We start from the raw sequence: 25,971 nt of genomic DNA, 5'->3' as shown, positions 1-25,971 counted from the left end.
CGCATCAGTGTTTATACGGCCGGCGCCGTGGAATACAGCGGCATGCGGCCATACACAGGTCGGGCAATCCGCGTATCGACATGACGGCCAGCATCCGTCGGCGACGAGAACTGGCCGAACGTATACGACGGCGTGCCTTCATCGCCATCTGCCAGTATTCGGATGCCTGACGATGCTCGACACGGCGGCCTGCGAACACGAGATGATCCGTTCGACGGGCCAGAGCTTCCAGTTCGGAGATGAGCGCGGCATCGCCATGGAAATGATCGGCCATCGCCCGAACCTGCTCCGTTCTTGTCAGTGATCCGTCCAGCCGATGCCGCGGCAGCCCGCAGCGCACCGCCTGCACGCGGATGGCGAGCCATCCGGCGAGCACACGTTGACGGGGAGAGCCCCGGATGCGAATGATGGCGAACATCAGCATGGTGACGCCGAACAAGGCCAGACTCCACAGCGACAACAGCCATATCGGGCTGCCATACAGCGCCATGCCCGAGACGACCATATCGAGACGGGAGCGGGTGGAAGCGGAGGGCTTGTCCCGGCTGGCGTCGGTGCCGCCCAATACCGATGAGCTGCCTTGGGGAATGATCTCGTCCCGTGGCGGATCTCCGAGCGGCATCGAGGGCCGGCGATTGACGGGCCGGTATCGTTGCGCCGCAATCATCGTGCGGTCTGCGACCCGTGATTCCTTTGGGGACGGTCGAAACATCACCCATCCCAGATTCGTCAGCTTGATTTCGACCCATGCGGCGATATCGTTGCCGGTGAATCGTACGATGGTCGTCCCGTCATCGCCCGTCGTGGTGCGGGACTTGTCGATCATGCCATCGGCGTCCTTGGGAAGAAAGCCCAGCACCACACGTGATGGAAGACCGATCCATCGTGCCATCACCGCCATGAGGGAGGCATATTGTTCGTCGTCGCCGACCATGAGATCAGCGGATGCCAGTTCGTCCAGCCGTTTGCTGCCATGCCCAGGTGATGATGGGTATTCGTCCTCTGTGCCATGGGAAAACCAGCCTTGCTGCAGTATACGCGCCAATGCCTGTGCCGCTTGACCGTCGGCGTTATGCGATTGCACCGTCCGGGACGCCAGCTGTTCCACCGATTGCGGGATCTCGGCGAGACCCGGCGTGCCGTCTTGCGCGGCAGACGCCTTCGCAATGGCCTGTGTCTCCGGCTCTACGGCGAGCACCCCGGTCTGCCGGTAGATCAGACCGGGGCGCAGACCGGTCGGCAGCAACGCGGCTCCGGTCTTTGCGTTGTATAGCACTGGTCCGTCTCCAGCCGTGTCCGATTCGGATTGGACACGGCGTCGCGCCACGACAGCATCGTTCATCACGGTGATGCCGTGTACCGCTCCGGCCGTTGGCAGCCATACGTCGCCGAATGTGGCGCCGACGACGAAGGTGGCGGTGAATGGTACGCTGTCCGTCGGGGTTTCGCGAGCATCGACGCCGGTCCCGGTTGACACGGGAGGCATACGCAGGTACTCGCTGTGTGAGGCTCCGTCATATGAGTCGGACAGATTCCAGACATTGCCATCGAACATATCCATCGTCGCGATACGTACCGCGGTTCCGGGCGGCAGACCCTTCGCCGTCAGCATCACGTCATCCCGGTGCCGGGCGATGTACGCCCGCATGCCGCTGAGCGGACTGGCATAGTCACGCAGACTGATCGGCGGATCATAATGGTCACGCAGCGTCAGACGCGGTTCGGGAACGTGAGCCCCGGCGATTGCGGCCAACACGCTGCATGCGAGCAGCATCGCCACCGGTCGTCGGATCATGCCGTGACGCCATGATTGGCCGGCACGGGAATGGTTGGTTGCCGTGATGTCATCATCCCATTGCATGACGAATCGGTTCTTGTTGTCATGCGCTCCCGTTCCCGCTCGTGCATGATGTTTCAAGAGTGGCAGCAACAGGTAGAAGATGGTCAGGCCTGTCGCGACGCGCCACCGGACTGATGCGGTGCCCAGCAGTGCTCCGACCGTCAGCGGCAGCAGGACGATGATGATCGCGCCAAGCATGAGCCAATGCGTGGCATGCCTGCAGTCTGGCGTCGCCGTATGACGGTATACGCCCAATGCCAGCGAAGTCCACAGACACATCGTCCAGACGACCAGCAGACTCCCACCAGAGGTGCCGGTCGGCGGCGTCACCGAAATGATGTAGGAAAACGACCCGAACGCTCCTTTCCATCCATCGACCAGCGAGAAGACCAGCGACGTGAACGATGGCGTCGCCCGGACATCCTCACTGGCCACGGCCAGCAGAGGACCGATGATCAATTGCGCGGCGACCAGTACGGCCAGCCCGACCCACGGGTGATTCCGGAAACGGGAGGACGTGTGAGCACCGGCCGTATGCGTCCCGACATGGCCGGTCTCGCAGTGTGCGGAACGCCAGAGCGACGATGCCACGAGCCCGAGCAACGTAGAAGGGATCGAAGCCATCGCCCATATCCCGACCGATCCGTATACATCGATCAGATTCGACGCCGATACCAGCGTCAGCACGGCGACCGTGAGCGGGAAACAGGATGCACGCGCCAATCGCATATGTTTCGGCCACGACGCCTGTAACGAGGAGCGGTCGCACACGTTCATGACATCACCTCCAACAGGCGAGGCAGATCGGCCAGATCGCCGATCCGCAGCATCGTCGAGGCTTCCTCGCACCGCAATGATGCCTGAGCCTTGTGATCGACCTGTATCGTCACTCGTCGGCGACCATCCATGCGCCAGGATTCCTCCAATCCGGTTCCGTGCCCGTCGAACGGAGAATGCGATCCGACGACGTGATACCAGACTTCCGCGCGAGCCATGATCCGCATCTCATGCTCGGTGGTTCGGAACTCATCGGAAACGGTTCGAGCCATATAAGGGGAGGGCCGGATCGTGTCCGTGACGGCACCGGGATGGACGCCGCCCGGTGTACGCCCGTCGTCGCCGGCTCTGTTGCCGTTCCCGGCGCGATGCCTGCCGGGCCGCTGACGGCGGCCGTCCTGTACGGCATAATGTTCGGCCAAGACGATGCCGCAACATGCATCGAGCAATGCGACCGCCGATTCCGGCATGAACGTCGCCGTGCCCGTTCTCGCGATCAGCGGCCGGCCCGCATCCAAATACGCTTTGCCAATGGACGCGAAGACCGATACGGCAAGCTCGAATTCATCGGTATCCCGGTATCCTCCCGGTGTGGTATCGATCGATACCACACCGCCGGCGCGGCATTCGGCAGCATATTGACGAACTATCAGCATGCCTGTTTTCGCCGTGCTCGGCCAATGGATACCGCGCATGTCATCGTCGGACCTGTATTCGCGCAGCGCATGGAAATCATCGCCGTCACAGGCCGATATTCCTGACGGCGTTCCGTCCGGTTCACGGGCGGCTTCCCATACCGGCAGGGTGATGGCGACCGTGACGGGATGTACGGGAATGCATATGCCGTTCGATACCGTTCTGCGGCGGACGAGCAGGCCAAATGGATCATCGTCCGGCATGAATGCGGGCCCGAGGTGCAGCATGCCTCGGGGGCAGCCTCGTATCATGCCGTTGCGGCGCGTGACCGACCCCGCGGGCAACACGGGTATGGCGAGTGCTTCGCGCAATGACGGCGTTAGCGCATATTGCGATGGACGGTCTTTTCGACAGGATGGTTCGCCGTCGAATTGTTCCCCTGCCGATTGGCGGACGGCGATCGGCAGGATCATTCTGCTGCGGCCGATTCGGATTCGTGCCGGATTGGTGACGACGACGCGTATCTCGACATCATGGCCGGCGACGGCACGATGGGCCGTGGTGCCGATGACCGCTTGAAGACGATGCCGCCGCAATGTTGCCGATATCGTCCATATCGGCAACGAGGCAAGCATGATGCCAAGTACCAGAAGCTCCTTCCATCGTGCCATGGCGCCGGTCGCCATGCACCCGAGCGCCGAGCACACGATGATGTGCCCGGCGGCGGACAGCCCGGGCTTGCCGATCCCTCGTCGCGTCGTTGCCGTCTCTCGTGTCCCGTCCATCGTGACCTCCTTGCTTTCCCGCCTTCAGCGTTCGCCGTGGGGAACCGGCACGTCGTTCAAGGCGAGCGCAACGGCATCACGGGCGTCATGACCATCCAGCACCGCGTCGCTCCGCAGCTGGAATCGGTGCGACAGCACATCAGGTGCCAGCGTTTTGACGTCGTCGGGGATCACATATGGTCGTCCGTCAGCTGCGGCCCACACGCGTGCGCACCGGATCAAGGCGAGTGCCCCGCGTATCGATGGTCCCCGCGCCGTCATGTCGGATCTTCTGAGATGTTCGACGATGCGTACCGTATAGTCGAGCACGTCATCGGCCACGTGGATGGCTTGTGCCATGCGCTGCATGGCGAGGACGCGCCGCCCATCCATGACAGGTCGTACCAGTGAGGATCGGATGCGTTTATCCGCCTGTCGTACGATGCCCATACTCGCCTCATGGCCGGGATGGCCGATCGTGGTTCTGATGAGGAACCGGTCGAGCTGCGCATCGGGCAGGGGATAGGTGCCCAGCTGGTCGCCGGGATTGCGCGTGGCGATCACTATGAATGGCTGCGGCACCGCGTATACGGTGCCGTCAACGGTGACATGATGCTCCTCCATGACCTCCAGCAGTGCCGACTGTGTTTTCGGCGGTGCCCGGTTGATTTCGTCCGCCAGCACTATGGGGGCGAATACTGGGCCTGGGCGGAATCCGAAGGATGACCGGTCCCGATCGAACACGACGGTGCCGATGACGTCGGACGGCATGAGGTCGGATGTGAACTGGATACGTTGGCATGGCACGTCGATGGCTTTGGCGATGCCTTGCGCCAGTTGGGTTTTTCCGGTTCCGGGATCGTCCTCTATGAGCACATGGCCTTCGGCGAGCAGGGCGGTGACGCACAGTCGTATCGTTGACGTTTTGCCGATGATCGCCATGCCGATGCTGTTACACAGGGCGTGGAATCCTTGTTGCAGGTGAAGGGCCGCATCCTCGGAGGTCATATCGGCGATGTCGGCGTCTTGTTCCTCTTCGGCCTGTGACGGCGTGGCACGTAATGCCCCGTTACCCGGAAGCCCGGATCGCTGCGATGCGGCCTGCGTCGTCTCGGCAAGCATCGGTCTGGAAGTGGCGTGAAGCTGCGGGATTGCCGAGACGGCCTGCAACGGTTCTTCATACGTACGATGCACCGTCGCGTCACATGGATCGACGGGGAGCCGCGCCATGCCGGTCGACCTTGCACCGGACGACGCCGTCGTACCGGGATGTGGCGGTGCATGCGTCGGTGAAAGCCTCGTGAGGTCGTCGGTGATCCGCGTCTCGTCCGGCATGGAGAGCACGACCGGCGACATCGGATTCGACACGATGGTGTCGTCGCCGGTGCCGGTAGTGGGGATGGGTTTCATTGTTGCTCCTTCCTGTCTGATCCGATGCGCGGCTGCGTCTGTTCCCATTCGTGTCGGCTCGGAACGCCTGTCGATATCACTGGCTTGTGGCGTACGGCCGGTGCCGGTATCCGCGTCTCGCTCGATGGTGATCGTGCCGGACACGGACACCGATCTGGCATGTGGCTGTGAGGGATGCATCGTTGCCGATACTGTGATGGCTGTTCGTTCGTTGTTTCCTTCGGAACCGGTGTCATCGGCGTTTTCGCGCGTGGAGCCGTCGTGGACGGAATCGTGTTCGGCGTCATCGTTGTCATCCGTGGCCGAACCGTCGTCGCGATGTTGTTCCCCACCTGGGATGGGGAATGTTCCCGTCGGCTTGTCGCACGGCAGCGTCTGGGTGATGCCGCCGGTGAGTTCGATCCGTGCACATCCTGCATTGCGCTGGTTGCCGGGTGTCACCGCCACCGCGATCGAGTCGCGTTCCTGCCGCATGGTCATCGTCGGCGTCGCGGGGTCTCCCCAGGGCCGGGCGTTCCCGCTTGATGAGCCAACCGGACCGGTGCCGGCACGGTTATGCGCCACGACCATGGCCTGAAATGTGGCTCCGTCGGTAATCGAGTCATCGGCAATATCGAACGAGGCCTGCGTGTCTTCCACGACCTGGGTATTGAAATACAGTCCGGCCGAATCGGACAGCATGACGGTGTACCGGTGCGGGCGGCTCCCGTCGTAGGACGGCATTCGCCATCGCACGGTCGCACCGTGATACCGCGCTTCGACAGTGACGTCGGCGGGCTGTGACGGTACCGCATCCGGCAAGCCGATGACGGCGGCCGATCGATCCGACCAGCCAACTTCGTTGCGTGCCTTGACCGTGAATGAGTATCGTTGCCCGTTCCTCAGGCCATCGATGCGGCAGGTGGTCGCCTGACAGGACCGTGCCCCGCCTTCCCACTCCACGAGATATTCACTGATCGGACTGCCGTTGGATCGCCCTGCGACCCAGGACAGTTCCACGGTGGCGTTGCTCGGCTGGTCGTCGATCGGCAGCATCAGCGGCGCTGCCGGACGGTCGACGACGGTCACTGTGATGCGGGCCTGCACCTGACGTTCGGGATCGCCGGTGGCGTCCTGTACGGATACATGGACGACGCCGGTTTTCGCTCCTGCGTCCGATGCGGCGGCGATGGACAGGCCGGTGTCGTCCTTGCACCAGTTCACGCTGATGATTCCGGCGTCATCGGTGCGGCATTCCACCACGGACAGTGCCGTATCGGGAAACGGATTGTATGCATCCTTGACAATGTCAACGACCTCGCGGGACCCGGCGCGGAGCCTGATATCGTGGTTCGCGATCTTTGCCAACGGTCGGGAAGAGGATGCGATCCGCACGGTTGCCGTACCTTTGATGGTGTGCTGGCCGCAGGAAACGGTGACGGCAATGGCGGTGGTGCCCGGCTTCGCGTCACGTAAGGCGGCGATGTTCATCAGGCCGGCCGGCGTGGTGACGGCGTTCAACGCGCCGGATGAATCCGGTTCGCTGGAATAGATGCAACGGCTCCGCGACGCCTGATCGGTTCCCGACGGGAAAAGCGTCAAAACCGTCAGATCGATCGTCTTCGCCTGTTCTCCGGCGATCACGTCGAGCGTGGGCGAGGAGAATACTGGCGGAGCCGACCGTGACGAAGTCACCGTGATCGACAAGGTCAGCACTGCGGAATTGACGATGGAAGACGATCTCGCGGTTTTGTCGCGTCGATTCTCGGCTACGAGACTCCTACCGGTGTCCTCGACGGTGAACGTGACCGAGGCCGGCCCTGAGTAATCCCGTTCGGGCACGAACCGAAGCGTCTGCCCGTCGGAATCCGGATCGGCGCTCCTGGCTTTCGTCGCGCTCACCGAGCCGTCCACTATCCGCGCGGTTTTGCCGGCGCCCACTCGCACATGCTCGTCGACGCGAATGGTCAGTGTCTGGTTCGAGTCCACGATCAGTTCCGGCGCCTTAGGCCTGAGCGTAGGCTGGAATACGCCATAGGCGGGCACATGCAGGAACGCCGTGGACGTGATGCCGTATGTCGTGTTAGTCACCGTGTACGGCACCGCCCTCGCCTCGTCAGTCAGATCGATCTCGATGACGCTTCGCGTTCCGGCCTTACGCCGTGCGGAGTCCCGCGCCGAGACATGTACGTCGACGTTCAACTCGTCCGGTGTCCCGGAAGGATTGCCGATCCATTCGGACACGTCCACGTCGATGGATCTTCTGTCGACGGTATCCGACGGCGGCACGCGATAGTCATATGCCGTCGGCGGCTCGATGCCTGCCTGCGGATCGACATGCACGGTCAATGTCGCGCTGCTGGACAGTCCGGCTCCGTCGACGATCGTGTAGATCACATACCCGGTGCCGGCCTCGTCGCCCGTGGTGAACGAAATCGTGTTTTCGTCGGCCGTGACATCAAACAGTCGCTGGCCTTCGACCGCATCGTCCAGCGCGAACGATGTGCCGTCCGTCGACAGGTCATTGGTCGTCACCTGTATGCTGGCCCGGGTGTTCGGCCGCAACGTAACCGTATCGTTGCGGGCCATGATCGATGTCTGTCGCTGCGCGCTGACCACGGCGATGTTCACATCGGCCTGCACCCGTCTGCCGGACCAGTCCTCGACGGCGTACGTGAACGTGTCGGTCCCGTGGGAATCCGCATATGCCTCGTACTCCAGATGATTCGCGCCGACCGCGATGATCCGTCCCAGTCGCGGATGTTCGGACCCCAGACCGAGCAGCATGACGTCGTCACCGTCCTCGTCGATGCCGTTCAGCGGAACATCGATGCGGACGGTCTGACCTGCGAATGCCTGGGCGTGCAGCGGTTTCGGTTCCGGATCGGACTTGCTTTCGGCCTGTCGGGCGTGGACATGAACGCGTATCGTCCCGCTCGCCGTATTGGAGGCGTCATCGTGAACGGTGTACCGTGCCTCGAAGACGCCCGGATCCGATCCGGCCTGATACCTCACGGTCGTGCCGGAGACGAATATGAGGCCATCGAATGATGATTCGTCATAGACGAGATTATGATCCGGCGTGACGGTGGCTCCCAACGTATAGGTGACATGATCGAGCAGATTCTCCGACACGATCCCGCCAGTCCTTACACGCAGGGTGATATCCGATGCGGACAATACGCCGTCGCCAGAATCGGCCGCCGGATAGACCACTATCGTGCCCGAGGAGTCGCCGTTGCCGTTCTGCGCCAAATACCGCAGCGAGACCGGGGCCTGCGGCATGACGCGGCACGTCAGATACACGCGTGTTCTGACCGCCGCCGCCTCGCAACCGGATGGTGCCGTCCCCAGTCCGGCAAGGCCGGGCACGCCTCCGGACGGATCCCGGTCATTGCCCAACGGTTCCACGACGGCGGTGCCGTCGGCGTCAAGCAACGCCACATCATCGGCGGTGATCGGCGCTTCCGGGCTTACGTCCACGCCCGTGGCTTCGACGCGGAGCAGTCCCTGCGTCTGCCGGGAACCCTGCTCCACGTCATACGTCACGTAATGGGTGCCGGACTCATGCGCCAGAACCGTGATCGTGCGCTCGCCATCATGCGTGACGGAAGCCGTCTCATCCATGGAACTCGCCGAGGCCACCTTCGCCTCATGCCGTGAAAATCCCCGCATGTACGGGGTTACCTCGATATCGGTTGGGGAGCCGGGAACGACGGTGACCAGTGCCGGTATGGTCGCCGCCGGCAATGCGCCGGCCGGATGGATGGAAACATATAGTCGTCCTTCGACGGTATCGGTACCGTCGTATATGACCGTCTCCACGCAGACCCGTCCTTCAGCCGCCGTTCCCGCCGACAATTCGACCAATCCATCGGCTCGGACAGACACGGAACCGAGATCCTCGTCCGCGCCGTCGGCTCCGGCCACGGCCGCGGACAGCAGGATCAACGGATCTCCATCAGGATCATCGAACGATTCCAATGCGTTCATGCGGATGACGCCGCCTTGCTCAACGTCATGCTCGGCTGTTGCCCCATCATGGACCGGCGGGCGGTTGACCCGCATCGAGACCAGCTCCACGATGACATTCGCGCGGGAGGTGTGCCCGAAACCGTCGTCGACGGTATACGAAAAGCGTATGCTGACGCGGTCCTGGCCCTGTAGATCGACATCCGTGGCATCCAGCCGCAGATAGGTTCCGTCATGCACGCTGCTGATTGACGCGGCCGTGTCGTCTGGCGCCGTGAACGAATCGATGCGCAGCACCGCGCAGCCGGTATGCTCGTCGTTGCGCAGCACATCGAGCGTGCGGGAGGTTCCCGCCCTGGCGCCGATGCGGTCGTCCACGGCCCGCACCGTTTCGGACTCTCCCGAACAGGATTCGGCGTATTCTCGAGACCGCGAAGGTTCAGCCGATTGCGTGTCGGGGGAACCTTCGGATTCGCCGCGCGACGGTGCGTCCCACGACACGTCGATGGTTTGGGTTCCCGAGGCCGGATCCCACAGCGTCCCCCGCACGGCATCGTTGAGCAGCACCATATGATGGTTGACCCGAAACCGAAGATCGGAAGTCCGGGACACCGTCTGCAAGGTGAGGAAGTCTTCGTCGTCCGCGGAAGGTTCCCCGTAATGGCATAGTCTGCGATAATTGCGTGCCGCCTGACTCCATGCGGCATACACGCAGCCGTCCACCGCCGCCGGTCGCGTCGCGGGGCCGTCTCCTCCGGTCGGCAAAGCGGTCGGTGAGACATCGCCATGACCGAGCTTGACGGTATACAGTCCGCCGCTATCCGAAGCGGCGACCCAACCGCTCTGAACATGTTCCGGGTCGGGCGACTGCAGGATCAGCCGATCCGACGAGCCGGTATCGGCCGAGCCCGACGGCCAATAGAGCGTGCCGCCTACGGATGCCACGGGAACATCGCCTATCACGGTGAAATCGTCGATGACCAGCGGTTGGCCGCCACTGAGCGACCCTGACCGTCGCACGGTTCCCGTGTCATCCGATACGAGCACCATGCCATCGCGAGGACGGTACCCGTATACCATGCCGTCTCCGGAGATCACCGCCCGGCCTCCGTCGCCGAGCCGCATATGCGGTTCCTGACCAGACAAAGACACGGTGTCTGGTTCCGATACCGATCCGATGCGCACATTGCCGTTCGTTCTGTCGACCACGGCCATCGTCGCGCCCGACAGCAGCACATCGGCATCAGAAGACACGTCGGTTCGCCCGTGCGGCCGGACGGTGGATGCGCGAAGGACGGTGAGCGTCCCGTTCTCGAACAGCAGCGTGGAATCATCGTGCTGCGCGACATCGAATCGCGTCGAAACGGCGGAAACCGTCGAATCGACCTGTCCGATACGCACATTGAACCGTGCCGCCTTCCGTTCCTTGGCAGAGGTGACCCACACCGTGCCGTCGTGCAGGTGCGCTCGCTGGCGGGTGACCGACAGGAAACAGACGGCCGCGATGACGATGGCGACGAGCAGCGACAACGCGATCGCCGCGGTGATGCGATATGCAGACGTCGGCCGCCCGCGACGGGGATGATGCGCGGATGTCATGACGGAACCTTTCTGTTGACGTCGCATCGCCATGCCGTGGTGGTGCGGATGAACGAGTCCGCCGGAGCGCCGTCCGGCGTAAGACCGTCCCCGACACCGTCGTTGACGGTGCCTGACGGGTTGACGTCGGTGACCTCGCCGTAACGGAACCGGTCGGTTCCTTTCCATGACGTCAACGTGATCAACAGCACGGCCATGACGAGCACGGCGGCGGACGACATACGCCGGGACGATTCGGCGCGGCGGCGTCGTGCCACGGTGCCCGGATGACCCGAAAACTTTGGTTCGGGCTCATTGACGTCACGTGTAGGCCGATACGGTCGTCGTATGCGTTGCAGCGCGCGTTCGAACTCGAGCATCGAGCCGTATCGGTCATCGGGGCAAGGCGCAAGAGCCTTGCACAGCATCCTGCCGATCTCGGCAGCGTTCGACTGGATGCCGGCCGCGGCCAGGCCGGTCTGCACGATGAAGGCCGTTTCCCGCTCGTCGCATCCGCCATGCGACGAATCCCGCGCCAACATATGGGGTGACATGCCAGTGAAAAGAGCGAATAGCGTCGCTCCCAGCGAATACACATCCGACAGGTCGTTGCCGCCGGTGCTTCCATCCATCACTTCCGGGGCGGACCACAGCGGTGAATGGCCGGTGACGGATCCCGGACAATACAGGTCGGCGCATATGCCGAAATCGGCCAGCACGGGCAGTCCGTGCTCGTCGATCAGGATGTTGGAAGGCTTGACATCGCGGTGTACGATGCCCAGACGGTGCGCCGCATGCAGTGCGCCGGCCATCCTGATGCCTAGATCGAGCGTCCGCTCGCAGGTCATGGACCTGTCGCCGACCAGATTCCGGCATGACCCGTTCGCGGCATAATCCAGCACGAGGCACCCGTAGCCGTCCGGGGTGACGAACGCGTCGTGAATTGTCAGCACCGCCGGATGCGATGACAGCGCACGCAACGCCCGCATCTCCCCATGCAGTCGGTCGCGATCCTCGCCTGAGAGAGGCTTGCGGGACATCTTCACCGCGAAATCGCGTCGTGTGGCGATATGACGGTACCGGTACACGTCGGAGGCGGCTCCGGAACCGATCTTCTGCACGAAGACGCATCCCGGTATCGACATCCGCCCATTCGGGGCGCTTCGACCTTCACGGCGCCGGGCGGTGCCCAATTCCGGCTGGACGGAACGCGCATGCGGCTGTTCGGGTGGGATCGTCGTCGTGTCCATCGGTTCACCTCCTTCGGCATGTGAAGGCGAGCGTATCCGATCGCCATCGTTCGGGCGGCGATTTTCGACCTATGTGGTCGAACGCTTCGATATCGTTGAAAACAGTGGGTTATGGAGAAATTGTGTTCATGAAAATGTGGATAACTGTCATGTTCCGATCTTGACAAACGGCGGAAAACCGGGCTTTTCGCCCATCGGGGAATTCTGTCCGCCGAGGCGGCCGAGCATGGGGAATATTCTCCCCGGCGTGTCGCCGCCGGGACGGGGACCGCGACACGACGACGGTTCTCCCGCGACGCAAGGGCTGATCGCATCGTCTGCCCGAACACCGGGGAGGGGCTTCCTTACCCTGATGACATGAACGGGAACGAGCCTGAACTTCGCTATGTGCTGCACGACGGCACGCGACGCGACGATGCGGTCGTGACGGTGGACGACGCCCTTGACCTGCTGAAGGGCAAACGCGGGGAGGTTCTGCTGGTGGCCGGCCCGCCGTCGAGCGGCAAAACGTCGTTCGCGTTCGATGTGCTGGTTCGAGGACTGCTCTACGATGACGGGTCAGCGGTGATGACGGTCTCCGACCGCCACGCGGCGGATCTGCTCAGCGACCAGGCGATCCGCCGTCTCGGATCGTCCCGTCAGGCCCGGCCGGTCACCACACTGTCGGCGGTCGCGTTCCGACTCATCTCAGCGGTGCGCAAACGCGCAGGCAGTGCGTTGCCGAGACTGCTCAACGGCGCGGAGCAGGATGCCCTGCTCAAACAGGTGACCGAAACGCACCGAAACCACGTGGCGGCCGGAGAACTATGTGGCACATGTCTGCTGCTGCGGGACTATTTCGGTGCCGACGACTGGTCGAACGTGATGTTCGGCAGTGCCGGCAAACGGCGGACGGGCAATGATACGGATGCGGACGATGAGACGTCGGGTGCCGGCCGGGGCGTCGGGGACGCGTTCGTCATGCAATTGCGCGACATGATCTCGCGCATGAACGAACTGGGCGTCACGGAATCGGCTGAAGCCAGCATCCTGGATGCGCTGGGGGACTGGTCGCCCCATATCGAGCGGCTTCGGTTGCAATGGCGACTTGCCTTCGCGCTGAGACGACAATACCGGCAGATGGTCGAAGAGGCGTACCCGCACGAATACAGACTCGATTCGTCGCGTCTGCTGGTGGAAGGCGCGGCCGCCACGGGCACGATTGCGGCGGCCGGGCTGCCTCGCCTCATGGTGATCGACGACGTTCAGGATCTCACTCTGGCCGGGTTCGGTTTCCTGCGTACGCTCCATGAGCGTGGAACGAATCTGGTCTTGGTGGGCAATCCCGATGAATCGGTGCAGACGTTCAGAGGCTCCTATCCTGAATACCTGTTTGCCCAGGCACGTCAGCTGCTCGGAGCGAGGACGCTGCGCATCGAGCCCGTGCGAAACGACGGTTCAGCCGCGACCGTCTCCTATAAGGAACTGGTCGAATCACGGGTGTCGCTGTCCATTCATTCCGCCGTGGACGACGATATGCCCTTGCCGTCCCGGCCTGGCAAACTGCCACAACTGGCGGGAAGCCTGCCCGTCGAACCATTGGATGACGCGGATGCCATGCCGCTCGACGGCAGCATCGTCACGGCGATGTACCGCAGCGAAAGCGAGGAACTCGACGATATTGTCTGGCATATCAAGCGGGCGCATCTGCATGACGGTCAGGCATGGAACGACATGGCGGTGATCGCGCACGACAACGCCACCATACGGCGTTTCGGCGAACGGTTGCGCCGGGACGGAGTCCCCGTGCGATACTCGTCGGTGACCAGGCCGCTCAAGGACGAGCCGTTCGTCCAAGGACTGTTCTCGCTACTCGAGCTGGCCGACCTGCACAATCGGTCACTGGACGACATGACGATGAGCCTGCCGCAAACGGCCGCGTTCGTCCGCTCCCGCGTCGCCACGCTGATGGGCAGCCCCCTGATCGGCATCGGCGTCGAACGTAACCGTGAAGGACGCCCGGCACGACTGGCCGGCGTGGAAGCCGCAATGGGATCCCTCGGAGCATTGTCGGGAGTACTCGATGATGATGCCGGCCCGACGGACGAGCGGCAGACACCGTTGCGCTTGCTGGTCGCGCAATGGGACGCGCTGCGCAACGGCGTGATGGAGGCACAGGAGTCCCAGCAGACAACCTACGACGATTCGCTGGTGGACGATCATGCGCTCGCCGGAAACGACTTGCCGTTCGGCGTGGATGCGTTGTACCTGATGCTGGAATTCAGCGATGCCGATGCCGTGCTCGCATCCATCCAGTCGGTATGCGGAGGAGACCCGCATGCCAAGGCGTTTGCTCACCTGTGGAATCTGGTGCAACGGGTGGCATCAGGATTGCGCGAGCTGCCGTCGCACGAACCCCAATATGCTTTGGCTCTGGCTTGGGATGCATGTGGCGTCGCCGCACGATGGCAGCGTGAATCGCTGGACAACACCGATGCCGGGCGAAGCGCCAACGATCGCTTGGACACGGCGATGCGCCTGTTCGATTACGCTGCCGGTGCCGCCGCCGGCGACTGGCGTGATTTTCTCGACAGGATTCGGCAGATGCGCATCGAGGCGGATTCTCTGGCCAAGGTCGCACCGGTCGACCAGGCCGTCACGCTCACCACTCCGGCCGGGGCGGCCGGCCGATACTGGCAGTTGGTGTGGATGCCGGCGTTGCAGCAAGGCGTATGGCCGAATCTCGCCGCGCGCAACACCATGTTCGGCGGCGAGGATCTGGCCGACATGATGCTGTTCGGGCATATCGACAACGATGCGGGAGCACAGTCTGACCCGGGGCTGGCCGCCGTGCTGGCGTCGGAACAGAAAAGCCTGCTGGTCGCCTTGACCCGCGCGATCCGGCAGGTGTCCGTCAGCGCCGTATACAACGACGATCTGGTTCCATCCGATTTCCTGTACGGCTACCTTCCGGAACGATTCGACCGGCAGCGTGATGCCCAGCCCAACCAGCGCGAATACGCATCGATCGCCGAAACCGATAGGTTCCACGGTCTGGACGCGACCGTGCGGGGAATCGTGGCGTCCGCGCGAACGACATTGGTCACCAGCCCGGAACATTCCCCGGAACACCGGGATGCGATCGATACGCTGCGGCTGCTCGCCGAACATGACGTCGACGCCGCCGATCCTCGTACCTGGCCGTTCGTGAACGCCGATGACGGCGCGTCTGGCCGTCACGCCGACGGCAAAGAGACCGCGGCCGACACCACCGCGGCCAAACCGCCCGTCGTCGTGCTCTCGCCTTCCGATGTGGACAGCATCTGGGCCTGCCCGGTGTGCTGGCTGATGGACCGCCGGTTCACCGGGCCTCGGGCCGGCAGCGTCTCAGCGTCGTTCGGCTCGCTGATCCACGCCGTCGCCCAACGGGCCAGCGAGGAAGGGCTGGACTTGCCGTCGGCGTTCCCCGATCTGGCGGTCGAACAGCGGCAGCAAGCCGTGGCCGAGCGCATGATGGACATCTATCACGAGCTGGCGGAACCACCGTCCACCTTCATGGATGCGGTCAGCCGGTACGATGCCTTGCACAAGGACGCCTCCGCGCACACGGTGCTCGACAACATCGCCGCATACTTCGTGTCCTCGAATACCGCGGAATATCCGTCCGGCAACGTCGGCACCATCGAGGTCGGCACCCTGACATCCGCCGAATGCGAGCGTTCCTTCTCCGCACGGTTCTCGCTGTCCGATATCGTGGCCGCCTACAACGCCATCGACGGGGTGTCGCCGGTCACCTCGGGCGAACTCATGACCATCATGGGATCTCTGATCGGCGGTTGGCCCGAGGCAATGGACGAGGCCATGACGATTCGGCTGACCGGTCGTATCGACCGTCTCGAACACCGTACGTTGCCGGACGGCGGCGAACAGATACGGTTGATCGACTACAAGACCGGATCGGTGCCCCCGGTCAAGGCGATATTCAACGATCTGCAGTTGGTGTGCTACCAGCTGGGCCTCGCGTTCCCGGAAGGCCACGCATCGGAAGACGCCGGCCACGATGGCTCGCCGTACGTCGCGCAGAGCGTGCTGTTCCATGTGATGTCCAACGACGCGCCGGCCAAGAGCTACGGTCAGGAAAGCCTGTACCAGCCGGCATTGTTCCGGGGCAGGTCGCTTAATGCCGGCGTGTTCGCGGGTCGATATCATTACCAGAAACCATCGGTGGTCATGGATATCCCCGAGCTGCCGTTGGAGCCGCCGGAGGGAGTCCGGGAGCCGGCGTGGAGATCGTTCCTTGAACTGCGCGGCACCCAGGCGGTATGGTCGCTGACCATGATCGCCCGCGTGTTCTATGCCGCGGCCGCCAGCCGGTCCACGGTTCTGGAAGCGCGGCCGCAGCCCTCCCATATCAAGCGTTGCCGTCTGAAGTCGGTGTGCCCGGCATGCGCCGGACAGATCGACACCGTTTTTGAAACGAGGCAGTCATGAGTCGATTCACCGATAGCGCCGAACAATCGCGGATCATCCATGCCCCCGTGAACGAGAACGTGCTGGTGGTCGCCGGTGCGGGCAGCGGCAAGACCTACACCATGACACGCCGCATCACCACGCTGATCGAACAGGGCGTGTCGCCCGAACGCATCCTCGGCCTGACCTTCACCCGCAAGGCTGCTTCCGAACTGCTGGCGCGAGTGTCGGCGGAAGTCGGGGCCTCAGGCGGAACCTCACATCCGGGAGTCATGTTTCTCAAGCCGGAAGTGATGACGTACGACGCCTTCTTCCAATCGATCGTGCGCCAATACGGTCTGCTGGTCGGATTCGACCGGGATACGCAGCCGTTGAGCGACGCCGGCGCAATCAGCCTGGCCACCGTGGTGATCGACCGGCATCAGGACATGCTGCTCACCTACGATTTCGGCTCGTTCAATGCCGTTGTGGGCAAGGTGCTTGACCTGTCGCATGCGATCGGCAACGCGATGATCGGCGGCGACATCGCCACGGTGGATGAGGCGATCGAGCGCATCCGTGCATGGGATCAGGACTTCCTGCGGCAGTTGGGCGAGGCAATCGGCACGCGGCCGGTGCCGCAGGACATGCCCAAACCCAAAGCGCCCAAACCAGGAAAGAAGGGGAAGGACGCCAAGTATCTCGCCAAACTCGAAACCTACCGCGCTGATCTGGAGAACCTGTGCGTGTGGCGGTGCGGCGCCCTGCGCGAGGTCGTGCGCCGGCGCGAGGCCCTGCTCGGCTTGGTGGAGGAGTACGAGCAGGAGAAACGCCGCCAGAACATGGCGGAATTCAGCGATTTCACGGTCGCCGCATACCAGCTGGTGTCACGGTTCCCGTCGATTGCGGCACGATACAGGCGCAGGTATACGCATGTGTTGCTGGACGAATATCAGGACACGTCCACCACGCAGGCCATGCTGCTCGCCGCGCTGTTCCATGCGGATACGGCATCCGGAACCGAATCTGAGACCGGAGAGAAAACAACGGCGGACGGGGCGTTTGCGGAGCCCCTGTCCGCCGTCCGGCAGGCGAGTAGCGCAATGGCCGGCGTCTCATCCTGCGTGAGCGCGGTCGGTGACCCGTTCCAATCGATCTACGCGTGGCGTGGAGCCAGCCCGGGCGCGTTCCGCATGTTCCAGCAGGATTTCGACATGCCGACGGACACGCAGCCGTATCCGTTGAGCGTGACGCGACGCAATCCACGCATCGTGCTCGAAGCGGCCAACAACCTAACGCTTCCCCTGCGGTTGCCGGCGAAGCGCGCCAGCAGTTCGATGATGCACGAAGTCGACGTGGCCGAACTCTCCCCGGTGAACGACGCATCCACAGGCACGATCGGCGTGCTGGGATTCGACACGTTTGGGCAAGAGGTCGATGCGGTGGCTCGGTTCGTACGTCAAGCGGTCAGGAACTATGCGTTTACCGACAAGGACGGCAAGCCTGCCGACACGCAGGATATGCATCCTCATGTGGCTGTGCTGTTTCGAGGTAAAACCCGTATGGCGGCATTTGCTCAAGGATTGGAGCAGGCGGGGCTGACGACGCTGGTCGTCGGCCATTCCGCCTTGCTGGAACGTCCCGACATGCAGGATCTGATGGCGCTCCTGCACGCGGTGGCCGACCACACCGATGCCGGGGCGATGATGCGGCTGCTTGCCACGCCGCGCTTCGGTCTTGGCGCCGAGGATCTGACCGCATTGGCGTCGTTGGCGGATCGGCTGGACACACAGTACCGGTACCGTGCATTGATCGAAGCCGGACTGATCGAGGCGGAGGCGTCGGATACCGCGGTGGACCGGCGTCGGCAGACCGACATCGTGCGCGAGTACCGCGACCGTGTGCCCCACGCGGTGTTCCTGATCGATCTGCTGCTGCGCGGCGATCTTGACGATCTGTTAGGTCAGGATGACGCCATCGATAATAAGGCTGCAGCGGCCATCAGCCGCGCCGGCACCATGCTCAGACAGGTGCAGGCCGTCGCCAACCACCCGTTGAACGAGGTGATCGAAACCGCGGTGCAGGCCCTGAACCTCGACATCGACATGATCGTCGCCCAGACGATCGCACAGCCGGACAAGCCGATCAGCATGGCCGCCGCCCGCTCCGGCGTGGACTCGATCATCTCGCTGGTGAACACCTATACGCAGGAGATCCTCGAAGGCCAAAACCCGACCCTGAGAGGATTCATCGCATGGATCGACTCGCTCAAACAGGTCGAGGAGGAGCAGACGACGGTGCCGGATACGCCGGCCGACGTGGTGCTGATGACGATCCATCAGGCCAAAGGTTTGGAATGGGATGCGGTGGCCGTGGTGGGCATGGCCGCGAACGCTTTCCCGAGCAGCAAAAGCGGTTTGCGCATCAGCGAAGACGACGATCATCCCGGTGGATGCTCTCCGACGACCGGACGCTGGAGGCCGCCTGAGTACCACACCGGCGTATCGACATGGCTGGATGACGAATCGGCCGTGCCGGTGCCGGTGAGGGTGGATGCCGGAATCTTGCCGCGCTTCCCACATGACGCGGACCCGAGCGCCAGCCCGAGCGAGGCGCTGCGCATGCTAGACGACGTCGTGGTGATCGACGACGAAATCTACGGTGACATGCGCGGCGCCGACATCGGCGACGGCATGGATGAAACAGACCCGGACGGCTGGTATCTGACCCAGTCCGAGGAATACGGCCGGCGGTTGCTCGCCGACGAGCGCCGGCTCGCCTATGTGGCGTTGACCCGGTCCAAAAGCGATGCGTTGCTTACCTATAGCCGATACGGTGAGCCGGGCCGCGATCCCAGGCCGCTGTTCGAACGGGACGGTCGCAAGCCGACCGCCGTCGGACCGTCGCTGTTCTGGAACGAGGTACGCGATTCGCTGTGTCATCATGACGATCTGGTGCCTGTCGCACCCGCATCGCCGTCGGCAACAGAGCCGGACGGTGGCGAAGACGCTTCGGAGTCATCCGCGGGCCGTCGGCAAGCCGAAGCGACGCTTGCCGAAGCGACGCTGGATTCGATCGGAGCGGCCAGGCCCGACGGATTCTTTGTCGGTGAGCATGCCGCCGCATACGAACGGGAGGTTGTGGAACGGGCATGGTCCGCGCCTCTCGAAGCACATGCCGATGCTGTCGCCCTGCCATGGCCGGCGTCCCTGTCGGATGAGACGTTGGCGCGATTGCGCTCCGGCGTCGGGGAATTGGAAGAGGCGCTGGATAAGGACCGGGCTCGCCGAAACATGGAAACCGGTTCGGGCGTAAACGACGAACTTCTTGCCGCTCGCGGCGGCACTTTGCTGTCGCGAGCGGCAATGTTGGTCGCGGACCCCGATCTCATGCCACATGCATATGAGAATGACGCCGAACTGGACGAGCGGGTGCGTCTGCAGGCCGCACATCTGCTGGCGCAGAGCCGCCAATCGGTCACCGCGCTGCAGACGAGAGCCGGGCATCTGGGCAAGAAACAGATGAGCGGCCTGTGGCGTGGCATTATCCGGCCCGTTCCCCGCGTCGCGTCCCCGGCCGCCGAAGCGGGAACCCTGTTCCACGCGTGGGCGGAGCAGTTCACCACCGCATACGATGACGGCGAGAACGCAATCGATGATGCCTCCATCGGATCGCAATCCGATACCGCGGGCGACACCGTCTTCGCGACGACACCGGCTCCGCCATCACGCGATCTCATGCTTGAGGAACTGGCGGAACGGGAAACGGCGATGCGAAACGAGTCCGGCACCAGTGCCAAGGAACGCCATCTGGCCGTCTGGGAACGCCGTCTCGCAGACTCGACATGGGCGCGGCGCAGCCCGGCCTATGCCGAACGGCAGATCGTCGTGTCCATACCGCAACTGGGAGGCGGCATCGTCAACGGCAAGCTCGACGCGGTGTTCCACGGAGGACTCGACGAGACGGATACGACGAAACGGTTCACGATCGTCGACTGGAAAACCGGTTCCAGGCCGGTCAGACCGGACGACATCGACACGAAACTCATCCAGCTCGACTGGTATCGGCTGCTGCTGGCGCGGATAGAAAACCTTCCGCTGGACAGTATCGACGCCACCCTCTACTATCTGAGTGAGCCCGATGAGGGACGGCGCGAGCTTCACGCCCGCGCGAAAACTGAACAGGAGATCCTTGCCGAGTTGAGCTCCGGCATTCCGGAACAATCCGACAACGACTGACGCCGCGACGAGAACGTCGCGTGTTGCCCGCGGGAGAAAAACGCACCGCGAGCGTCGTGAACGGAGGAATGCTGCGACCCTTGGCCGGCATGTGTGGGCGGGCACACGTGCAGGACAGCAGCAACAATATAAGGAGCAGGAATCACATGGCTGCGACGAACGCAACCGTCATCTACCGGCGCATGGTCTGGGATGACCGTGACGCCATCGTCCGCGAATTCGACAACACGTGGGGCGACTGGTCCAGTGCGGCCGGCACCCCGGCCTCCATGGAACTGTCACGCCATTTCGTAATGCACTATCTGGAACCGGCCACACATGCGACCATCGCCGAACAAGACGGCAGGTTCATGGGCGTGCTGATCTCCCGCATCGCCGGCATGCCGGTCATGTTCCCCGAAGCCGGGCGGGAGCTTGCCGCCGTGGATCGTTGGCTGGAACAGGATCCGCATGGCGCGGATGCGCTGCGGGAGACCCTGCAATGGCATGCTCTGGAAACCGATCTGGAAGATGAGGTCCACGTCAACGAGACGACGCAGGCCGAGATCGAGCTGTTCCTGGTATCCGGCGCGGCCCGTGGCCACGGCGTCGGCGGTACGCTGTGGCGCGATGCCATGAGCCGTTTCGCGGCATCGGGCGTAAGCCGCTATTACCTGCACACCGACTCCAGTTGCGACGTGAGCTTCTACGCCCACAAGGGACTGGATTGTCTGGTCTCGTGGCGTGCGGCCGACCACCCGCAATACGGCGACGACATGGACGACATCTTCATCTACGCGGGGGAGGTGAACGCGTGACCTCGACAGTCGGAACGAAAGTCGCGCAATCGCCGTATGCGAAGCTGTTTCGCATCCCCGGAACCAAGGCGTTTTGCGTGTGCGGCGCCGTCGCGAGACTGCCGATCTCCATGATGAGCCTCGGCATCGTGCTCGCGCTCAACCACCTGTACGACAACTGGACGGTCGCCGGGTCGATGAGCGCCGCGTACATTCTCGCGGTGGCCGTCGTCACCCCGTTCTACGCGCGCATGTTCGACCGGTTCGGCCAGCGCAAGGTCGGCTCGGTGGCGCTGAGCATCCAGGTGATCGCCATGCTCGGCTTCGCGTTCGCCGCGCTGGGCCGCGTGCCGATCCCCGTCCTGTTCGCGCTGGCCGTCGTCATGGGATTCACCCAGTTCTCGTTCGGTGCTCTGGTGCGTACCCGATGGGCGTACGCGCTGCGCGACACTGGCAACGAATCGCTGCTGAACACCGCGTACGCGATGGAATCCGCGATCGACGAGATCGTGTTCATCGTCGGGCCGATTCTCGCCGCGTTCCTCGCCACGTCGGTGCATCCGGTGTCCCAACTGTTCGTGCCCACACTTGCTTGCGGCATCGGCGGCGCGGTCTTCTTCTCGCTCAAACGCACCCAGCCGCCGGCGCTCGAACAGGTGAACGTCGCGCCGGTCAGAGCGCAGGTCGGCTCGCAGGCGGACGGGCTGACCATGCGACAGCTGCGCACCGGCGCCCCGAAAGCGAAAAGCGCCCTGCGCTACCCGGGCGTCCTGCCGATCCTCGTCGTCTTCCTCGTGTTCAACATGAGCTTCACCGCGTTTGACGTGTCGGTCACCGCGTCGATGAAGGCCGCCGGCGTCGAACAATGGCTCGGCCTGCAGCTCGCCATGTTCGCCGTCGGCTCGTGCATCGGCGCGGTGATCTTCGGCTCGCACGAGATGAAAGGCTCCCACTGGCGGCACATGGTCATGTTCCTGACCCTGCTCACGGTCGGCTTTGTGCTGTTCCGCATCATGATGGACGACTTCATCGTGCTCGGCGTGCTCGAAGTGCTCACCGGCCTGTGCGTCTCGCCGCTGTTCGCCACCGGCAACCTTATCGTCAAGGATGCGGTTCCCGCGCGCTCGCTGACCGAGGGACTGTCGTGGCTGACCACCGCCGGTTCGGTGGGCACGTCGTTCGGCTCCACGTTCGCGGGCGCTGTGCTCGATGCGGCCGGCACGCACGTGAGTATGATGATCCCGTGGATCGCTGTCGCGTGCTCGGTGCCGCTCGCCTTGCTCGGATGGGCGCTGGCCCGCAAACGCGGCTGAGCGTTCGTCTCGGCACGGTTCCGCGTGCGGAACCCGACGGAAAGGTGCGATCATGACTGCTGACGCCGTATTGGGACTGCTCGACCGTATCCACGGTACGGTCGGCGTCGTCGGATCGATGAACGCTGACTACACCGTCACGACCAGACGGCTGCCCCGGCCGGGAGAGACGGTCGTCGGTGGGCCCATGCGCATACTGCCGGGCGGTAAATCCGGCAACCAGGCCGCATCCGCCGCGCTGCTCGGCGCCGATGTGCGCATGTTCGGCGCGGTCGGGTCCGACGGCAACGCCGATTTCCTGCTCGGCACACTCGCCAAGGCGGGCGTGGACACAACGAACGTGCTGCACGTCGACGGGCCAAGTGGCACCACCGTCATCACGGTGGACGAATCGGGGGAGAACACCATCGTGTATTCGGCCGGTTCGAACGCCCGCGTCACCGTCGAGTATGTCAAGGAGGCAAGTCGGGCACTGCGTGAATCCGCCGTGCTGGGACTGTGCCTGGAAAGCCCGATCGAAACGGTCACCGCGGCCGCGCGCATCTGCCATGAATCTGGGGTGACGGTGCTGCTCAACGACTCCCCGTTCATGCCGACGTTGCCGCGCGAACTGATCGAGGCCGCGGACATTCTGCTCGTCAACGAACATGAGATGGCCCAGCTCATCAGCATGGATGAGCCGGACTGCGGACGATGGGACGATTTTGATTGGGACGACGCGCGTTCGCGTCTGCTGGAGCTTGGATTCGACCGGACGATCGTCACGCTCGGCGCGGACGGCTCCGTGATTCTGGACTCGACCGTCGGTGCCGAACCGTTCACCCGCATCGCCCCGGTGATCGTGGACGCGGTCGACACGACGGGCTGCGGCGACGCGTTCATGGGCACCGTGCTCGCCGGACTCGCTTCGGGATTCGGCTTGGACGACGCCGCACGACTGGCCTCGTACGTGTCCGCATACGCGGCCACCGGATACGGCGCTCAAGCGTCATACGGCACCGCGGCGCGGATCCGCGAACGGTTCGCCGGACGGACGGTCTGAGTCCTCTCCTGAGTCCTCTGTATGAAACGGAAGCCAAATCGGCGGACGCGAAATGCTACCCTCGCAAGACAAGAACGGCCGCAGACGAGCGCGTGAGACGACTCGCCCGGCATGATGACGACAGGTACTTGGACGTACCGAGAACAGCAATGAAAGGACACGCATCATGATTCGAGTTTCCGTGGTCGGAGCCAAAGGGCGCATGGGATCCCACGTGGTCGAGGCGGTCAATGGCGCCGACGACACCGAACTCGCGCTCGCGCTCGATGCGGGCGACGACCTGACCGCAGTCACCCCCGGCAACACCGACGTGGTGGTCGAATTCACCGTGCCGAGCGTGTCGCTCGACAACGTGCTCGCACTCGTCAAACAGGGCGTGAACGTCGTCGTCGGCACCACCGGCTGGACCGACGACAAGCTCGCGCAGGTCAAGGCCGCGCTCGCCGAATCCCCGCGCGAGCACCAGAGCGTGTTCATCGCGCCGAACTTCGCGATCTCCGCCGTGCTCGCCGATCACTTCGCCAAGGTCGCCGCCCCGTACTTCGAGTCCGCCGAGGTCATCGAACTGCATCACCCGACCAAGGTGGACGCTCCCTCCGGCACCGCCATCCACACCGCCAAGGCCATCGGCGAGGCCCGCCGCGCGGCAGGGCTCGGCGAGATGCCCGACGCCACCCAGACCGACGGTGGCTCGCGCGGTCAGGTAATCGACGGCGTGCATGTGCACGCCGTGCGTCTGCGGGGCCTCAACGCCCACGAGGAGGTGCTCTTCGGCAACGCCGGCGAGCAGCTGGTCATCCGCGCCGACAGCTTCGACCGCATCAGCTTCATGCCCGGCGTGCTCCTCGCCGTGCGCAAGGTCGCCTCCGGCGCATACCCGGGACTCACCGTCGGCCTCGACCACTTCCTCGACCTGTAAGCCGGCAAACCGGCCAGCGGATACGGATCGGCCGCGTTGCCGCACGAACCTGCTCGCGCGGTAACGCGGCCGTTTCATGTCCTGAGACGGGCCGGTCTTGCGCGTCCCGACCGAGAAGTACCGTAAATCATATGAGTGAGACGATGCATCTTCTTGATCCGGCCCCGTTCGGGCGCATTCTGCCGGCCATGGTCACCCCGATGAAATCCGATGGCTCCGTCGACTTCGACGCTGCGCAGAAACTGGCCAAGCAGCTGGTCTCGGACGGTGCGGACGGCATCGTCGTCAACGGCACCACCGGCGAGTCGCCCACCACGCACATGGACGAGAAGGTGGAGCTCGTCAAGGCCGTGCGCGAGGTCGTGAACGTGCCGATCATCTCCGGAGCCGGCTCCAACGACACCGCACACACCGTGCGCATGGTCGAGCAGACCCAGGAGGCCGGAGCCGACGCGGTGCTCGTCGTCGCGCCGTACTACTCGCGCCCGTCCCAGGAAGGTGTCTTCCAGCACTACAAGGCCGTCAACGAGTCGGCCGACAAGCCGATCATCATCTACGACGTGCCCGGCCGCACCGGTCTGCACATCCAGCTCGAGACCTACCGTCGCATGGCCGAACTCGACCATGTCACGGCCGTCAAGGACGCCACCGGCGACATTGCCGGCGCGGTACGCAAGCGCATGGAAACCGGCCTGACCTGGTACTCCGGCGACGACGGCCTCTTCCTGCCGTTCCTGTCGGTCGGCGCGGTCGGCATCATCTCCGTCATCGCCCACGCGGCTGCCGGCCCCATGCGAGACCTCGCCGACGCGTTCGACCGCGGTGACATCCACGAGGCGCAGCGCATCGCCGTGCAGCTCGCGCCGCTCGTCGAGGCGATGAACGGCAACGGCTTCCAGGCCGTCATGGCCAAGGCCGCGCTCAAGGTGCGCGGCGTCCTCGACGACACCACCATGAGGCTTCCGAACGTCGGCCCCGGCCCCGAAGAGCTCTGCCGCGCCGAAAACGGCATGAAGGCATCCGGTCTGCTGTAAGCCAGCAGAGTCAGG

At 63.8% G+C, this 25,971-nt stretch carries 11 protein-coding genes; 7 read left to right on the top strand and 4 right to left on the bottom strand.

The genetic code is table 11. The features are described 5' to 3' along the window. Window positions 1-4: 4 nt before the first annotated feature. The 4 genes from JS541_RS06745 to JS541_RS06730 form a co-directional block, all read right to left on the bottom strand. A complete protein-coding gene (locus JS541_RS06745; protein ID WP_214373695.1) occupies window positions 5-2,617 on the bottom strand; it encodes a transglutaminase-like domain-containing protein in 2,613 nt (870 codons plus the stop codon). Further along, a complete protein-coding gene (locus JS541_RS06740; RefSeq protein ID WP_214373694.1) occupies window positions 2,614-3,726 on the bottom strand; it encodes a DUF58 domain-containing protein in 1,113 nt (370 codons plus the stop codon). The genes JS541_RS06745 and JS541_RS06740 overlap by 4 nt, the downstream gene beginning before the upstream one ends. A gap of 336 nt (window positions 3,727-4,062) precedes the next feature. Further along, the gene (locus JS541_RS06735) at window positions 4,063-10,977 is read right to left on the bottom strand and encodes an AAA family ATPase (RefSeq protein ID WP_214373693.1); all 6,915 of its coding nucleotides are present in this window, start codon (window positions 10,975-10,977) and stop codon (window positions 4,063-4,065) included. After that, a complete protein-coding gene (locus JS541_RS06730) occupies window positions 10,974-12,206 on the bottom strand; it encodes a serine/threonine-protein kinase (protein WP_214373692.1) in 1,233 nt (410 codons plus the stop codon). The genes JS541_RS06735 and JS541_RS06730 overlap by 4 nt, the downstream gene beginning before the upstream one ends. 357 nt (window positions 12,207-12,563) lie before the next feature. On the opposite strand from JS541_RS06730, the gene JS541_RS06725 reads away from it, so the two are divergent. The 7 genes from JS541_RS06725 to dapA all read left to right on the top strand — a co-directional run bounded on the left by JS541_RS06725 (window position 12,564) and on the right by dapA (window position 25,956). Beyond that, on the top strand, window positions 12,564-16,676 hold the full coding sequence (locus JS541_RS06725; RefSeq protein ID WP_214373691.1) for a PD-(D/E)XK nuclease family protein: 4,113 nt from the start codon (window positions 12,564-12,566) through the stop codon (window positions 16,674-16,676). Then, window positions 16,673-20,872 carry an ATP-dependent DNA helicase gene (locus JS541_RS06720; RefSeq protein ID WP_214373690.1) on the top strand — a complete coding sequence of 1,400 codons (4,200 nt, stop codon included), beginning with the start codon at window positions 16,673-16,675 and terminating at the stop codon, window positions 20,870-20,872. Before JS541_RS06725 ends, JS541_RS06720 begins: the two co-directional genes overlap by 4 nt. A 146-nt stretch (window positions 20,873-21,018) precedes the next feature. After that, window positions 21,019-21,669, top strand: coding sequence for a GNAT family N-acetyltransferase (locus JS541_RS06715; protein ID WP_236036884.1), 651 nt, complete (start codon window positions 21,019-21,021; stop codon window positions 21,667-21,669). Then, window positions 21,666-22,961: an MFS transporter gene (locus JS541_RS06710; RefSeq protein WP_338023609.1), complete on the top strand. Its 1,296-nt coding sequence runs from the start codon at window positions 21,666-21,668 to the stop codon at window positions 22,959-22,961. The genes JS541_RS06715 and JS541_RS06710 overlap by 4 nt, the downstream gene beginning before the upstream one ends. Before the next feature lie 52 nt (window positions 22,962-23,013). Beyond that, window positions 23,014-24,003 (top strand): ribokinase, encoded by a 990-nt coding sequence (locus JS541_RS06705; protein ID WP_214373688.1) that lies wholly within the window; start codon window positions 23,014-23,016, stop codon window positions 24,001-24,003. Between the two features lie 166 nt (window positions 24,004-24,169). Beyond that, entirely contained in the window at window positions 24,170-24,922 is a 753-nt protein-coding gene (gene dapB, locus JS541_RS06700) for a 4-hydroxy-tetrahydrodipicolinate reductase (RefSeq protein ID WP_214373687.1), read from the top strand. Window positions 24,923-25,053: 131 nt separating this feature from the next. Continuing rightward, complete coding sequence (gene dapA, locus JS541_RS06695) at window positions 25,054-25,956, top strand: 4-hydroxy-tetrahydrodipicolinate synthase (RefSeq protein ID WP_214373686.1); 903 nt, start codon at window positions 25,054-25,056, stop codon at window positions 25,954-25,956. Window positions 25,957-25,971: the final 15 nt, after the last annotated feature.

The organism is Bifidobacterium sp. SO1 (assembly GCF_018555335.1).
Lineage (GTDB): Bacteria > Actinomycetota > Actinomycetes > Actinomycetales > Bifidobacteriaceae > Bifidobacterium > Bifidobacterium simiiventris.
The sequence above is the reverse complement of the archived record's forward strand: the minus strand, read 5'-3'. Positions and strand labels throughout refer to the sequence as shown.

Excerpts from the sequence above, each read along its gene's own strand:
- JS541_RS06715 (WP_236036884.1), top strand. The coding sequence starts at position 21,019 with ATGGCTGCGACGAACGCAACCGTCATCTACCGGCGCATGGTCTGGGAT.
- JS541_RS06730 (WP_214373692.1), bottom strand. The coding sequence starts at position 12,206 with ATGGACACGACGACGATCCCACCCGAACAGCCGCATGCGCGTTCCGTC.
- dapA (WP_214373686.1), top strand. The coding sequence starts at position 25,054 with ATGAGTGAGACGATGCATCTTCTTGATCCGGCCCCGTTCGGGCGCATT.
- JS541_RS06735 (WP_214373693.1), bottom strand. The coding sequence starts at position 10,977 with ATGACATCCGCGCATCATCCCCGTCGCGGGCGGCCGACGTCTGCATAT.
- JS541_RS06705 (WP_214373688.1), top strand. The coding sequence starts at position 23,014 with ATGACTGCTGACGCCGTATTGGGACTGCTCGACCGTATCCACGGTACG.
- JS541_RS06740 (WP_214373694.1), bottom strand. The coding sequence starts at position 3,726 with ATGATCCTGCCGATCGCCGTCCGCCAATCGGCAGGGGAACAATTCGAC.
- dapB (WP_214373687.1), top strand. The coding sequence starts at position 24,170 with ATGATTCGAGTTTCCGTGGTCGGAGCCAAAGGGCGCATGGGATCCCAC.
- JS541_RS06745 (WP_214373695.1), bottom strand. The coding sequence starts at position 2,617 with ATGAACGTGTGCGACCGCTCCTCGTTACAGGCGTCGTGGCCGAAACAT.
- JS541_RS06720 (WP_214373690.1), top strand. The coding sequence starts at position 16,673 with ATGAGTCGATTCACCGATAGCGCCGAACAATCGCGGATCATCCATGCC.
- JS541_RS06725 (WP_214373691.1), top strand. The coding sequence starts at position 12,564 with ATGAACGGGAACGAGCCTGAACTTCGCTATGTGCTGCACGACGGCACG.